This window comes from Acidovorax sp. SUPP1855 (assembly GCF_030158955.1).
Lineage (GTDB): Bacteria > Pseudomonadota > Gammaproteobacteria > Burkholderiales > Burkholderiaceae_C > Paracidovorax.
This window is the reverse complement of the sequence record NZ_BQXI01000009.1, coordinates 1-15,573: the sequence shown is the minus strand read 5'-3', so window position 1 is coordinate 15,573 and position 15,573 is coordinate 1. Positions and strand designations below refer to the sequence as shown.

6 protein-coding genes and 1 pseudogene are annotated in these 15,573 nt (G+C 67.2%); 6 read left to right on the top strand and 1 reads right to left on the bottom strand.

Annotated elements, in window-relative coordinates; genetic code table 11:
* Positions 1 to 16: 16 nt before the first annotated feature.
* From AVMA1855_RS09900 to bioB, 5 genes are all read left to right on the top strand, one after another.
* Positions 17 to 1,549: an acyl-CoA carboxylase subunit beta gene (locus AVMA1855_RS09900; RefSeq protein ID WP_272569492.1), complete on the top strand. Its 1,533-nt coding sequence runs from the start codon at positions 17 to 19 to the stop codon at positions 1,547 to 1,549.
* A 14-nt stretch (positions 1,550 to 1,563) separates the two neighbouring features.
* A complete protein-coding gene (locus tag AVMA1855_RS09895; protein WP_272569491.1) occupies positions 1,564 to 2,103 on the top strand; it encodes an NYN domain-containing protein in 540 nt (179 codons plus the stop codon).
* Between the two features lie 75 nt (positions 2,104 to 2,178).
* Positions 2,179 to 4,227 carry an acetyl-CoA carboxylase biotin carboxylase subunit gene (locus AVMA1855_RS09890; protein ID WP_284425579.1) on the top strand — a complete coding sequence of 683 codons (2,049 nt, stop codon included), beginning with the start codon at positions 2,179 to 2,181 and terminating at the stop codon, positions 4,225 to 4,227.
* A 171-nt stretch (positions 4,228 to 4,398) separates the two neighbouring features.
* Complete coding sequence (locus tag AVMA1855_RS09885) at positions 4,399 to 4,875, top strand: VOC family protein (RefSeq protein WP_284399723.1); 477 nt, start codon at positions 4,399 to 4,401, stop codon at positions 4,873 to 4,875.
* Between the two features lie 353 nt (positions 4,876 to 5,228).
* Positions 5,229 to 6,287: a biotin synthase BioB gene (gene bioB / locus AVMA1855_RS09880; protein ID WP_284425578.1), complete on the top strand. Its 1,059-nt coding sequence runs from the start codon at positions 5,229 to 5,231 to the stop codon at positions 6,285 to 6,287.
* A 33-nt stretch (positions 6,288 to 6,320) separates the two neighbouring features.
* On the opposite strand, the pseudogene ligD reads toward bioB, so the two are convergent.
* A pseudogene (gene ligD / locus AVMA1855_RS09875) lies at positions 6,321 to 8,887 on the bottom strand (DNA ligase D).
* 312 nt (positions 8,888 to 9,199) lie between these two features.
* Between ligD and AVMA1855_RS09870 the strand changes: the two are divergent.
* A partial coding sequence (locus AVMA1855_RS09870; RefSeq protein ID WP_284425576.1) for an RHS repeat protein occupies positions 9,200 to 15,573 on the top strand: 6,374 nt, incomplete at its 3' end.

Sequence of the window (15,573 nt, the reverse complement as noted above, 5' to 3'; positions counted from 1 at the left end):
ACCGAAAGAGCGACCCATGCAAGACATCCTCGAACAACTGGAGCAAAAGCGCCAACTCGCCCGCCAGGGCGGCGGTCAAAAGCGCATCGACGCGCAGCACAAGAAGGGCAAGCTCACCGCGCGCGAGCGCATCGAGCTGCTGCTGGACGACGGCACGTTCGAGGAATGGGACATGTTCGTGGAGCACCGCTGCACCGACTTCGGCATGGAAGGCCAGAAGATTCCCGGCGACGGCGTGGTGACCGGCTACGGCATGATCAACGGCCGCCTCGTCTTCGTCTTCAGCCAGGACTTCACCGTGTTCGGCGGTGCGCTGTCGGAAACGCATGCCGAGAAGATCTGCAAGGTGATGGACCAGGCCATGAAGGTGGGTGCGCCGGTGATCGGGCTCAACGATTCGGGCGGCGCGCGCATCCAGGAAGGCGTGGCCTCGCTCGGCGGCTATGCCGACGTGTTCCAGAAGAACGTGCTGGCCAGCGGCGTGATCCCGCAGATCAGCATGATCATGGGCCCTTGCGCTGGCGGCGCTGTGTACTCGCCCGCCATGACCGACTTCATCTTCATGGTCAAGGACAGCAGCTACATGTTCGTGACCGGCCCCGAGGTGGTCAAGACGGTCACCCACGAGGAAGTCACGGCCGAGGAGCTGGGCGGCGCCGGCACCCACACCACCCGCAGCGGCGTGGCCGACATGGCGTTCGAGAACGACGTCGAGGCGCTGATGATGCTGCGCCGCCTGTACAACTACCTGCCGCTGAACAACCGCGAAAAGCCGCCCGTGCGACCGAGCAACGACCCGGCCGACCGCATGGACCGCAGCCTCGACACCCTGGTGCCCGAGAACCCCAACAAGCCCTACGACATGAAGGAGCTGATCACCAAGGTGGTGGACGACGGCGACTTCTTCGAACTGCAGCCCGACTACGCCAGGAACATCGTCATCGGGCTGGCGCGCATGGAGGGTCAGACCGTGGGCATCGTCGCCAACCAGCCGCTGGTGCTGGCCGGCTGCCTGGACATCAAGAGCAGCATCAAGGCCGCGCGCTTCGTGCGGTTCTGCGACGCGTTCAACATCCCCGTGGTCACCTTCGTGGACGTGCCCGGCTTCATGCCCGGCACGTCGCAGGAGTACGGCGGCATCATCAAGCACGGCGCCAAGCTGCTGTATGCGTATGCCGAGTGCACCGTGCCCAAGATCACCGTCATCACCCGCAAGGCCTACGGCGGCGCCTACGACGTGATGAGCTCCAAGCACCTGCGCGGCGACGTCAACCTGGCGTGGCCCAACGCCGAGATCGCGGTGATGGGCGCCAAGGGCGCGGTGGAAATCATCTTCCGCGAGGACAAGAACGACCCCGCCAAGCTCGCCGCCCGCGAGGCCGAATACAAGCAGCGCTTTGCCAACCCCTTCGTGGCCAGCGCGCGCGGCTTCATCGACGATGTGATCCTGCCGCACGAGACGCGCAAGCGCATCTGCCGCAGCCTGGTGATGCTGCAGGGCAAGAAGCTGGAGAACCCCTGGCGCAAGCACGGGAACATTCCGCTGTGAGCGATGCACGCCCCATGAAAACCGTCTGGATCGTCGATGGCGCCTACCTCTTCAACTACGGCAAGGGCCGGCCCTTCGACTACCTGAAGCTCAAGAACGAGATCACCCGCCTGAACGGCGGGCCGATCCATGAGAGCTACTACCTGAACTCGGCGAGCGATCCATCCACCGATGCCCAGAACGCGTTCCACTCCTGGATCAAGACCGCGCCGCCCATCGGGCCGAAGTTCCGGGTGCAGCTCTACAAGCTCAAGCGCATGCACGCCAACTGCCCCAACTGCAGCCACCAGTTCGACCGGTCGGTGCAAAAGGGCGTGGACGTGGGCATCGCCACGCTGATCATCAAGCTGGCGGCCCAGAACGTGTACGACCGGCTGATTCTCTCCGCCGGCGACGGGGACTTCGAAGACGCCATCTCCTACGTGAAGTCCGAGCTGCACAAGGAGGTGTGGGTCTCGGGCTCCACCTCCAACCTCTCGCCCGACCTGCAGTCGTACTCGGACAACGTGCTCTGGATGGAAGACATGAGCCCGGCCATCGACCGGCACGCATGAGCCCCGTCCCGCGAGACAGACAGACGAAAAAGACGCAAGACACCGCCCGTTAGAACACCTCCACTCCCCAACACCATGTTCACCAAAATCCTGATCGCCAACCGGGGCGAAATCGCGTGCCGGGTCATCGCCACCGCCAAGAAGATGGGCATCGCCACCGTGGCGGTGTATTCCGATGCGGACAAGGAGGCGCGCCACGTCAAGCTTGCCGACGAGGCCGTGCACATCGGGGCGGCGCCCAGCCGCGAGAGCTACCTGCAGGCCGACCGCATCATCGCCGCCTGCAAGCAGACTGGGGCGCAGGCCGTGCACCCGGGCTACGGCTTCCTGTCGGAAAACGAAGCCTTCGCCAAGCGCGTGGAGGAGGAGGGCATCGTCTTCATCGGTCCCAAGCACCATTCCATCGGCGCCATGGGCGACAAGATCGCCTCCAAGAAACTGGCGAACGAGGCGCAGGTCAGCACCATTCCGGGCTGGAACGACGCCATCGAATCGGCCGAGCGCGCGGTGGAGATCGCCTGCGACATCGGCTACCCCGTGATGATCAAGGCGTCCGCCGGCGGTGGCGGCAAGGGCCTGCGCGTGGCCTACAACGACAAGGAGGCGCTGGAGGGCTTCACCTCGTGCCGCAACGAGGCGCGCAACAGCTTCGGCGACGACCGCATCTTCATCGAGAAGTTCGTGCAGGAGCCGCGCCACATCGAGATCCAGGTGCTGGGCGACAGCCAGGGCAACGTGATCTACCTGAACGAGCGCGAATGCTCCATCCAGCGCCGCCACCAGAAGGTGATCGAGGAGGCGCCGTCCCCCTTCATCTCCGACGCGACGCGCAAGGCCATGGGCGAGCAGGCCGTGGCCCTGGCCAAGGCGGTGAACTACCAGAGCGCTGGCACGGTGGAGTTCGTGGTCGGCAAGGACCAGGACTTCTACTTCCTGGAGATGAACACGCGCCTGCAGGTGGAGCACCCGGTGACGGAATGCATCACCGGCCTGGACCTGGTCGAGCTGATGATCCGTGTGGCGGCCGGCGAACCGCTGCCGCTCACCCAGGCCGACGTCCGGCGCGATGGCTGGGCCATCGAGTGCCGCATCAACGCCGAAGACCCGTTCCGCAACTTTCTGCCCTCCACCGGCCGCCTGGTGCGATTTCAGCCGCCCGAGGAGTCGATGTTCCAGGCCGACACCACCAAAAAGCTGGGCGTGCGGGTGGACACGGGCGTGTACGAGGGCGGCGAGATCCCCATGTATTACGACTCGATGATCGCCAAGCTCATCGTGCACGGCCAGGACCGGGAGGACGCCATCCACAAGATGCGCGCCGCGCTCAACGGGTTCGTGATCCGCGGCGTGGGCAGCAACATCCCGTTCCAGGCTGCGCTGCTGGCCCATCCACGTTTCGTGGCGGGCGACTTCAACACCGGCTTCATCGCCGAGAACTACAGCCAGGGCTTTGCCTCGCAGGACGTGCCGCACGACGATCCGCTGTTTTTGGTGGCGCTGGCGGCCTACATGAACCGCCGCTACCGCGCGCGTGCCTCGGGCATCAGCGGGCAGCTGGCCGGCCACAACGTGAAGGTGGGCGAGCAGTTCGTGGTGGTGGTGATGGGGCACGAAGGCCGCAACGAGCACCACGCGGTGTCGGTGACGGACTTCCAGGGCAGCTTGGGCTCCAGCGCCGTGTCGGTGGGCGGCAAGAGCTACCAGATCGGCAGCGCGGCCACGCTGGGCCAGATCCGCGTGCAGGGCCAGTGCAACGGCGCGGGCTTCACCGCGCAGGTCGAGCGCGGCACGCCGCGCAGTCCGCTGGCGCTGCGCATCTCGCACAACGGCACGCAGATCGATGCCATCGTGCTGTCGCCCCTCGGCGCTCGCCTGCACCAGTTCATGCCGTACAAGGCGCCGCCGGACCTGAGCAAGTTCCTGCTATCGCCCATGCCCGGGCTGCTGGTCGACGTGGCGGTGCAGCCGGGCCAGGCGGTGCAGGCCGGCGAAAAGCTCGCGGTGATCGAGGCCATGAAGATGGAGAACATCCTGTTCGCCACCCAGGACAGCATCGTGGGCAAGGTGGTCGCCGGCAAGGGCGAGTCGCTGGCGGTGGACCAGGTGATCCTGGAATTCCAGTGATCTTCGTGCGCGGTGTCGCGGGCGGGGTGGGCAGGGCCCGAACCGGCCGGCACCGCGTGGCGCATGCCTGGGGGTGGCACGCTGTGGATAAGGCCCATTTTGGCCTGCGGCGCATATTCCACTAGGGCATATTGCTATAAAAATCATAGTAAACCGTTTTTTGGAATCCGCATGGCAAATCCCATCACCGCACGCCCGTTCAAGGTCCTCGGCATCCAGCAAGTCGCCATCGGCGGCACCGACAAGGAGCGCATGAAGGCGCTGTGGGTGGACATGCTGGGCCTCGAACAGACCGGCACCTTCCGCAGCGAGCGCGAAAACGTCGACGAAGACATCCTGGCCATGGGCCGGGGCGCGCATGCGGTGGAGGTGGACCTGATGCAGCCGCTGGACGTGGACAAGAAGCCTGCCGTGCACACCACGCCGCTCAACCACATCGGCCTGTGGATCGACGACCTGCCGCGCGCGGTGGAATGGCTCACGGCCCAGGGGGTGCGCTTCGCGCCCGGTGGCATCCGCCAAGGTGCGGCGGGGCACGACATCACCTTTCTGCACCCCAAATCCAGCGCGGAGTTTCCGATCGCGGGCGAGGGGGTGCTCATCGAGCTGGTGCAGGCCCCCAAAGACGTGATCGCGGCGCTGGGCTGACGAATCGGCAGGCATTGCTTGCCGCCCTCCAGCGGCACTGGCGCCAACTGCACGCAACTCCGGGCATGGCTGCGCTGTGGGGCGAGGTATTTTCGGAAAGATGGCCATGGTTTCGCGACAGAAGGCGACACGGGTTTCGCGCCTGTGCGATCGTGCAGGCAATGTCGCGCAACCTCGCTTAAAAAGCCCGATCGGTGGCCGGCCGTTGACTGCAGATAACGGCACTCCATCTCGCTCGGGTTTGTGAGGCCTGGATCTGGATTTGCGCCGCCGGCTCCGCCAGAATCTGCGCCTGCCACGACCGGCCAGATGCCGGACTGCCGAAAAACCAGACGAGAAAGGGCCCGCCCACCATGCCAACCACCGCTGTCCAACCCACCCCCGCCGCGGCGCAAGCCGTGCAACTGCACCGCCGCCCGCCAGTCGCGCAGGTGCCTGCCGGGCCCTGGTCCGTTGAGGCCATCCAGGCGCTGCTGGACAAGCCGTTCATGGACCTGATGTTCCAGGCCCAGACCGTGCACCGCGAGCACTGGCCTGCCGGTGACATCGAACTGGCCACGCTGCTGTCGGTGAAGACCGGTGGCTGCCCCGAAAACTGCGGCTATTGCCCGCAGTCGGCCGAGTTCGACACCGGCGTGAAAGCCGAGAAGCTGATGAGCGTGCAGGAAGTCACGGCCGCGGCCCAGGCCGCCAAGGACGCCGGTGCCACCCGCTTTTGCATGGGCGCCGCCTGGCGCGCCCCCAAGGACCGGGACATCGAAAAAGTGAGCGAGCTGATCGGCGCCGTCAAAGGGCTGGGCATGCAGACCTGCGCCACGCTGGGCATGCTCGAGTCCCACCAGGCGAAGGCGCTGAAAGACGCCGGACTCGACTACTACAACCACAACCTGGACACCGCGCCCGAGTACTACACCGACGTGGTCAGCACCCGCGCCTACCAGGACCGGCTCGACACCCTGCAGCACGTGCGCGGCGCCGGCATCAGCGTGTGCTGCGGCGGCATAGTGGGGATGGGCGAGGCGCCGGTGCACCGCGCCGGCCTGCTTGCCCAGCTCGCCAACCTGAACCCGTACCCCGAGTCGGTGCCCATCAACAGCCTGGTGCGCGTGCCCGGCACCCCGCTGGCCGACAGCGAGCCGGTGGACCCGCTGGACTTCGTGCGGGTGATCGCCGTGGCGCGCATCACCATGCCCAAGGCCCGCGTGCGCCTGTCGGCCGGCCGCCAGCAGATGGGCGATGCCGTGCAGGCGCTGTGCTTCATGGCGGGCGCCAATTCGATCTTCTATGGCGACAAGCTGCTGGTCACCGGCAACCCCGAGGGCGAGGCCGATGTGAAGCTGCTGGCCAAGCTCGGGTTGAAGGGCCACCGCACCACCCGCACCGAAACGGACGAACTGCCACTGCAGGCCTGACCGGCCCTGCCGCCGCCGCCGCGCGGCCGCCGCTCACGCCTTCGGCGTGAACTGCAGCAGGCGCATGGCGCCCGCGATCGACACCGCCGCGCCGGCATAGCCCTCCCAGGGGGAGTTGCCGGTGCGCAGCCGCTCGTCCACATTGCGCACGGTCCACTCTGCACTGCCCGTCAGGGTTTCCAGCTCCTTCCAGGCCAGCGGCACCGAGATGCCCAGGCCAGGCCGCGAGCGCGCCGACCAGGCGCAGACCGTGGTGGCGCTCAATCCGTTGCGCAAATAGTCCACGAACACCTTGCCCACGCGGTTGCGGGGCCCGCTCTTGGCCACGAACAGGGCCGGAATGGTGCGGGCCATGTGCTGCACGATGGCTTGCGAAAACGCCTTGACCGTATCCCAGTCGTGCCGCCGCTGGATGGGCACCACCACGTGCAGGCCCTTGCCGCCGCTGGTCTTGAGGAACGACGGCAGGCCGAGTTCGGTGAGCATCACGCGCATCAGGGTGGCCGCCTCCTGCATGCGTTCCCAGGCCAGGCCCTCGCCGGGATCGAGGTCGAACGTCATGCGGTCGGGCCGGTCGATGCGGTCCTTGCGGGCATTCCAGGTGTGGAACTCCACCGTGTTCATCTGCGCAGCGGCCAGCAGGCCCTGCGGCCACACCACCTCCAGCAGCGGCGGATGGCCGGGGTAGAGCGAGGCCTTGAGCGGCTGCACGCCCTGCAGGCTGCCTTGCTCCTGGTGGCGCTGAAAGAACAGCTCGCCACCGACACCGGCCGGCGCCCGCACCAGCGAGACCGGTCGCTGGTGCAGGTGCTCCATCATCAGCGGCGCCACCAGCGCGTAGTAGCGCACGAGGTCGATCTTGGTGGTGCCCGATTCCGGGTCGATGACGCGGTCGGCGTGGGTCACTCGCAGGGTGTCCGCTCGCGCGGGCGAGGGCTTGGCGCGCGTGGCGGACTTGGCCAGCGCCTTGGCGGGAAGAGGGCGCTCGTGCACGATGTCCTTGGCGGGCTTGTCGTCCCGCAGGCCGCGGAACACGGCGTGGCGGATGCGTTCGCTGTGCGTCCAACTGGCGAAGGCCACCTCCGCCAGCAATTGCGGCCGCACCCAATGCACCTTGGCCGCGCCCCGGGCCGCGTTGGCGAACGGGCTCTTGGAGGTCGTCAGCGCCTCCAGGCGCTCGCGCAACTGCGCCAGGCTGCGCTCGTTGAACCCGGTGCCGACATTGCCCACGTAGCGCAGGCTCCCGTCTTCGTCCTGCACGCCCAGCAGCAGCGCGCCGATGCCGGTGCGCGTGCCCCTGGGCTCGGTGTAGCCGCCGATCACGAACTCCTGGCGCTGGCCGCATTTGAGCTTGATCCAGTCCGCCGAGCGTTGCGAGACATACGGCGCGCTCCTGCGCTTGCCGATCACCCCTTCGAAGCCGAGCCGGCACGCCGATGCGATGAGCTGGCCCGGGGCTGCATCGAAGGCCTCGCTGAAGCGCACCGTCTGGCCCTCGCCCTCGGGAAGGATGGCGCGCAGGGCCTCGTGGCGGTCGGTGACGGGCAGCGCGCGCAGGTCCGCCCCGTTCACGAAGGGCAGGTCGAACGCGTAGAACACCAGCCCTGCCGCGGTGCCGTTCTCGAACGCGTTCTGCAGCGCCTGGAAGTCCGGCATGCCCTGGCGGTCCATCACCACGATCTCGCCATCGATCCAGCCGCTGTCGATGGGAAGCGCCTTCAGGGCCGTCACGAGGTCGGGCATCTTGTGGGCCCAGTCGTTGCCATTGCGGGTGAACAGCCGCACCTTGCCATGGTCGATGCGCGCAAGCAGCCGGTAGCCGTCGAACTTGAGTTCGAACAGCCAGTCGGCCAGATCGGGCGGCGGGCCCTGGACCAGCGTGGCGAGCTGGGGTTTGAGCTCGGCTGGCAACGGGGCCTTGACCGCTGGGGCGGCTTTGGCGCCTCGGGCGGTCTTCGTTGCCCGCGCCTTGCCAGGCCGAGGCGCCTGGCCTGGCACGCCCGGCAGATCGGGCAGGGCGCTCACGCTGTCGGGCATGTCTTGCACCACGTCGAACTCGGCCGCCGGGCGCTCCAGTCCGTCGTGCTCCTTGATCAGCAGCCATGCGGGCTGCCGCTCCTCCTTGGCCCCCCGGGAACGCATTCGCACCAGCGTCCACCGCCCCTGCAGCTTGTGGCCGTGGATCTCGAACTTGAGCTTGCCGGCCCGGTAGCCCTTCACCGGATCTTCCAGCGGCACCCAGTAGCCCTTGTCCCAGATGATGACCTTGCCCGCCCCGTACTGCCGCGCCGGAATCTGCCCTTCGAACTGGTTGTAGGCGATCGGGTGGTCCTCCACCTGCACCGCCATGCGCTTGTCGGCCGGATCGAAGCTGGGCCCCTTGGGCACGGCCCAGCTTTTCATGGTGCCCTCCAGCTCCAGGCGCAGGTCGTAGTGCAGCCGGGTGGCCCAGTGCTTGTGGATCACGTAGCGCAGCGCATCGGCGGTCGCCTCGGCCCCTCCGCGCGGCTCGGGGGTGATCGAGAAGTCGCGCTTTTGTTCATACAGCGCCAGGGCGTCGGGGGTGGTGGGGGTGCGGGTCATGGGGTCGGGTCAGGCACACCCTGTCGCTCGGCGGCCGGCGTGGCGGCGTTGTCGGATGGGCGGGTGGAGGGGGTTCGCCACGGTCGGTTGTTGCTGGTGCCTGGGGTGGATGGCAAGGTAGCAGGGGCGCGCCAGGCGGGGGTGTAGGAAACAGGCGCAATGCCGAATGGGCCCTTGCATCGGCCCACCTCATTTCCCCTTGCACCTAATACCCACTCGATTTAGTCGGTCTTTCGCTCAACGGTTTTCCATTCCGATGGATGAGTTGTTGAGATGGGGCGTCTTAGTCACTGGACCTGCCCCGGTTAAACATCGAACGAGGGGTAGAGATGGTCGGTATCGTCAGCGGCAACAGTCTTGGGTTCGGCAACAGTTCCTTGGCCACGTTGGGTCAGCGGGCTTCTCAGGGCAATGCCTCCCAGGGGCGTGGCAACGAGCAGGTTTTTGTCAATGTGGCCACCGGCAATCTGGTGATTTCCGGCACCGACGATCAGTTGGTGGCGCACGGGGGCAGCTACCAGGCCGTCCGCACCTACAACAGCCAGGGCCTGCTCAACGACGACAACGCGGACAACTGGAGCACCGGTTTCTATCGCCGACAACTGGTGCTGGCTGGGCAGGCGGGCCAGCAGGGCAGCACGATCACGCTCATCGGCCGCGATGGCGGGGGCGCACTCTTCACCTGGGACGCGGCCTCCAGTCGGTATGTCGGCACCGATGGCGCGGGGGCCTATGACCGCATCGAGTCGACCGGCTCCGGCTTCATCTGGACGGATGGCCAGACGCAGACCCGGGACTACTACGCCGCGGACACGGGCCGCCTCGACAAGACCGTGGATGCCAACGGCAACACGACGACCTACACCTATGGCTCGGACGGCAACATCGCGAAGGTCGTCAATGCGAGCGGGGAATCGGTCGTATACGACTACGCAGGGGGACTGCTGATGCGCGTGCGCGTGGCAGACCGGCAAGACGCCACCACCGTTCGCACCAGCTATGCCTACGATGCGCGCAATCGCCTGGCCAGTGTCACGGTGGACCTCACGCCTGCGGACGGCTCCACGGCCGACGGCAAGGTCTACCGCACCAGCTACACCTACGACGGCGACAGCAACCGGGTGGCCACCGTCAGCCAGAGCGATGGAACGCAGCTGGCCATCCAATACGTGCAGGTGGGTGCGGATTACAAGGTCGCCTCGCTGCGCGACGCCCTGGGCCAGACCTACCGGTTCAGCTACGACACCGCCGCGCGCACCACGCAGGTCACCGACCCTGCGGGCAAGAACGCTTCCTATGCCTATGACGCCAAAGGGCAGTTGCTCAGCATCGCCTCGCCGGGCACGGGGGGCGCACCGCTGGTTCAGCGATTCGAATACAACGCCACTGGCGATCTGATCCGCACGACCGATGCGGACGGGCGCGCGGTGTTCATGGCCTACGACGCGCGGGGCAATCAGGTCTTGCAGCGCGATGCCTTGGGCAATACGGTGGCCCGCACCTACAACGCGGTGAATCAACTGCTCACGGAGACGGTCTACACCCAGCCGGATCCCGACGGCGATGGTGCGGGGCAGCCCTCGGGGGCACTCACGACGCGCTATATGTACGACGATGCCAACGGCACCAACCTGCGTTTCGTGATCAGCGCGGAGGGCCGCGTCACCGAATACCGCCGCAACGCCTATGGCGAGGTGGTCGCGGTGCTGCAGCACCATGCATCGGCCTACGCGGTGGCCGGACTGGCCCGTGACGCCGTGCCGACCGCGGCCACGGTCGCCTCCTGGGCGGGGCAGCAGAACCTGCAGCAGGTGCGGCGCACGGACTATGTATTGGATTTCCGGGGCCAGGTGCAGACGTCGACCACCTATTCGGCAACCGATGCCTCCGGCAATGGCGTGGCCGCCGGCAGCACCGTGGTCCGGCAGGTCTACGACCCCGCGGGCCGTCTGATCCAGACCATCGACGGCAAGGGCGCGACGACGGCCTATGCCTATGACGGAATGGGCCGGCTGCTGTCCACCACCGACGGCCTGGGGCAACTGGCATCCACCCTTTATGACGACGCAGGTGCGCGGATCGTCACCCAGGCGGTCAACGGCCTGCAGGAGACCCGGACGTACGACCGGGCCGGGCGCCTCGTCAGCCTTCAGCGCTCCGACGCAACGGCTGCGGACCTTGGCACCAGCACGTTCGTGTACGACGCCCTGGGCCGCCTCCGGCTCAGCCAAGACGCGACGGGCGTCAAATCGTGGATGCTGTACGACGATGCCGGCAGGAAGACCGCCGATGTGGGCGCGGCGGGCGAATTGCGGGAGTACATCTACAACGGATCGGGGCAACTCACGCGCACCATTGCCTACGCTACCCCTGTCGACACGCGTTTGCTCACGGCGGGCGATGGCAGCCTGGCCGACATCGCCGTGGCTGCGCTGCGCCCTGCCGGCGCGCCGTCCGACCGGACCGAGTGGAGAATCTACGACGGCGCTGGCCGGCTCTGGAAAACCGTCGGCAGCGATGGCAGCGTGACCGAGAACGTCTATGACGGCGCCTCGCGGCTGGTCACGACCCGCCAATATGCCAAGACGGTGGCCGTGGCCTCGCTCGGCGGCACGCCGGCGGGCAGCGCCGTCAGCCCCGTGGCCGATGCGGCGGCCGACCGCGTCACCCGCTACTTCTACGACGCCGACGGGTTGCGCACCGGCACGCTGGATGCCGAGGGGTATCTGCTGCTCAACGCATACGACGCGGCCGGCAGGCTGGCGTCCACCACCCGGTTCGCCAAGCTGACCGATGCAGCCAAGCGCGCCAGCGGCACGCTGCAGGACCTGAAGCCCGCGACCAACAGCCAGGACATCGTCGAGCGCCGGGTCTATGACGAGAAGCACCAGCTCGTGGCCTTGGTGGATGGCGCGAGCTACCTGACCACGTTCGAGTACGACGCCAATGGCAATGCCACGAAGCAGACGCGCTATGCAACGGCGCTGAAGGCCGCCGTGGTGTCGTCGATCACCAGCGCGACCCCGGTGGCGCAGTTGCGTCCTGCGGCCTCGGGGCAGGATCAGGTTCGCCTGTCCGAATACGACGCACTCGGGCGCCTGGCCGCCGAGACCGACTATCAGGGAACGCGCACGGAGCATGCCTACGACGCCGCTGGCAACCGCATCCGCACCACGGTCGCGACCGGCAGCGAGGCACGCGCCCGGGTCAGCCGATACGACTCGCAGGGTCGGCTGCTGGCGGAGCTGTCGGCCGAAGGGGCACGGCAACTGGCGTCGGCGCAGACCCAGGCGCAGATCGACGCCGTCTGGAACAGCTACGCCAAAACGCACACCTACGATCGGGCCGGCCGCAGGACCAGCACCACCGATGCCAACGGCCTGCGCACGCTTTTCTTCTACAACACGGCGGGCCAGCTCACGCACACCGTCAATGCGCTGGGAGAAGTCACCGAGACCCGTTACAGCGCCCTGGGCCAGGCCACTGCGCAGGTGCGCTATGGCACGCGCATCAACCCGGGTGAGCTGACCGGATCGCAAGCCGGCGGGCTGGTCAACGCCAAGCTCCTGTCGCTGCTGCAGGCCGCGGCCAATCCCGCGCTTGATCAGATCACCCGCTCCACCTACAACGCGACCGGCACCCTGGCCAGCACGACAGATGCGCTCGGCTTCGCCACGAATTACGTCTACAACGCCTTCCGCGAGGAAACGCAGCGGACCGAGCCCACCGGGGTGTCCACGCCCAATACGGTCTTGCAGACCCGGTACGACCGGCGCGGCCTGGTGGCGGGCCAGACCCGGGATGCGGGGGCGCTGGCCGCCGTCACCGCTTACAAATACGACGCCTTCGGCAACCAGATCAGCGCCACGGACGCGCTGGGCCGGGTGCGCACGCGGACTTTCGACAAGCTGGGCCGGGAAGTCTCCAGCACCAACGCGCTGTGGGCCGTGCTGACCACCAAGTATGACGCGTTCAACCGCATCGTTTCGCAGGTCAATGCCGAGGGCAACACCACCACCTACGCCTACGACGCGAAGAACCGAACCGTCACCATCAGCACCGACGAAGGCCTGCTCCTGAAGCAGACTTACAACCGCCATGGCGACATGGTCCAGGTCTCGGATGCCCGCGGCAACGCGACCAGCTACACCTACGATGCGGACGGCAACCCGACCGGGGCATCGGCGCAGGCATGGCGCTTCGACACCAACGTCACCGAAACGGTCACCACGTCCAAGTCCTATGACCGCGCGGGCCGCCTGATGGAAACCGTGGATGCCAACGGCACACGCACGACCGTCGCATACGATGCCGCCAACCGCGTCATCACCCAGACGGTGGATGCGGGCGGGCTGTCGCTCGCCACGCAATTCGCCTACGACCCGCTCGGGCGCCAGATCCGCATCACGCAACCCGGCGGCACCGTCACCGAGTTGCGCTACGACGCCAAGGGCCAGCTCACCGAGCAACTGGTGGACCCCGCGGGCCTGGCCCTGTCCACGCGGTATGCCTACGACGCCCAAGGCCACACCCTGGAAGTGACGCGGCCCGAGGGCACGTTGACCCGTTACAGCTATGACGGCCTGGGCCGCCGGGTGCGGGAACAGGTGGATCCTGCGGGCTTGAACCTGACCCGCTCGTACGCCTATGACCTGCAGGGCAACCTCACGAGCAGCGTGGATGCCAATGGCAACACGAGCTATTACCTCTACGACGACGAGAACCGCCAGACCCTGGCCATCGATGGCGCTGGCAACGTCAGGGAAACGGCCTACGACGCCCTCGGACGTATCAGCAAGCTCACCGAATACCGCCAGGTCATCGCCGACACGTCGGTGCTGCTCCGGTACGCCAGCGGCGGTGCATCGGTCGGCCCGGGCAGCTGGGATTCGCAGGTGCGCGCGGGCATCGTGGCGTCTGCCACCGACAAGATCGAATACCGCACCTACGACGCCAACAACCATTTGCAGTCGGTCGTGACGGGCCTTGGCGAGGTGACCATCTATCTGCGCGACGGCAATGGCAGGGTAATGGAGCAGCGCAGCTTCGCCAACCGGATCACCATCGGCGGCTCCAGCGGCTGGACGCCCGGGACCCATCCGCAGCCTGTGGCCAATGACGCCCAGGACCAGCGGGTGCGCATGGCCTACGACGCCTTGGGCCGTGTGATCGTCTCGGTCGATGGCACGGGCGCTGCCACCAAGCTGCGCTACGACGCGGCCGGCAACGTCGTGGAACGGGTGCGGTATGCCAAGCCCATCACCGTCAGCGCCGATGCGTACGACGAGTCCTTCATCTTCCAGCTCGCCGCCCAGGAGGGCGCTGCGGGCAATGTGGTGGAAAAGAACGCCTACGACCGGGCCAACCGCCTGGTCTGGAGCGCCGACGGAACGGGATCGGTCACGCAGTTGCGCTACGACGGAGATGGCCATGTCGTCAAGACGCTGCGTTTCGCCACGCCGATCACGACCGGCCAGCAGCCGCAGGACGTGGCTTCGGCGGGCGGCGATCAGGCGACCGACTATGTCTACGACGCGGCAGGGCGTCAGATCTATGTGGTGGGTGCGGGCGGTTCGGTCACCGGAAACGTGTACGACCGCAATGGCAACCTGAAGCAGCGCACCGAGTACGCGACGCTCGTCACGGCCCCCACGGCGACGCGCGGCGCGGTGTTTTCGCCTGCCATTGCCAATTACGACCAGGCCAACATCGCGTTGGCGCTGCGCCCGCAGGCGGGCGACCGCACAGCGTCGTGGGCCTACGACCAGGCCGATCGGCAGGTGCTGGAGGTGGACGCGCTGGGCGCGGTCCGCCAGACCGCCTACAGCGGGAACCTCACCACCTCCACGGCATATGCCAAGACCGTCAACCTGGCGGGGGTGGCCCCCCGGGACATCACGCTGGCCCGCGTGCTGGGCATGGTGCAGAGCACTGGCCAGGACCGCGTCAGCAGGCAACTCGTGGACGGCGCAGGCCGCATCTCTCGCACTGTGGACGCCGCAGGCTATGTGGTCGCACGAGAATATGACGGGGTAGGGCAACTGAGCCATCTGATCGAATATGCCTCGGTCTCCGGAACGGCCTCTGCCCAGGACCGCCACACCCGCTACAGCTACGACGGCGCGGGCCGGCTGACCGGCAAGACCGATGCGCTGGGCTACCAGGAGAGCTACGCCTACGACGCGCTGGGACACCGAACCAGCGTGACCAACGCGCTGGGTGCCACGTGGACCTACGCCTTCGACGCGGCGGGCCGGCGGGTGCGCGAAGCATCGCCGCCAGTGGCCAATGGCGCATCGGGCACCTCCAGCATCGTGACCCTGCTGGGATACGACGCCTTCGGCAACCTCGTTTCGCGCACCGAAGCGGCGGGTAGCGCGCAAGAGCGCACCACCCGCTACGCCTACGACGCGGATGGCAACCAGACCGGCACGACGACGCCCTTGACCCGCACGGCGGGCCGATACGACGCGCTGGGCCGGCTGGTGGAGACGACGGACGCCAATGGCGTGCGAACGGTGCTCGCGTACGACGCGGCCAACCGCGTGCTGTCGCGCACGGTGGACCCTGCGGGCCTGAACCTGGTCACCACCTACACCTACGACGCGCTGGGCAATGCCCTGAGCGTGACCGACGCCCAGGGCGTGACCACCCAGTTCAGCTACGACGCCAAGGGCCAGCTCGTGCGCCAGGCGGTGGACCC

Coding starts and splice junctions, on each gene's coding strand:
- AVMA1855_RS09900 (WP_272569492.1), top strand. CDS start 17: ATGCAAGACATCCTCGAACAACTGGAGCAAAAGCGCCAACTCGCCCGC.
- AVMA1855_RS09895 (WP_272569491.1), top strand. CDS start 1,564: ATGAAAACCGTCTGGATCGTCGATGGCGCCTACCTCTTCAACTACGGC.
- AVMA1855_RS09890 (WP_284425579.1), top strand. CDS start 2,179: ATGTTCACCAAAATCCTGATCGCCAACCGGGGCGAAATCGCGTGCCGG.
- AVMA1855_RS09885 (WP_284399723.1), top strand. CDS start 4,399: ATGGCAAATCCCATCACCGCACGCCCGTTCAAGGTCCTCGGCATCCAG.
- bioB (WP_284425578.1), top strand. CDS start 5,229: ATGCCAACCACCGCTGTCCAACCCACCCCCGCCGCGGCGCAAGCCGTG.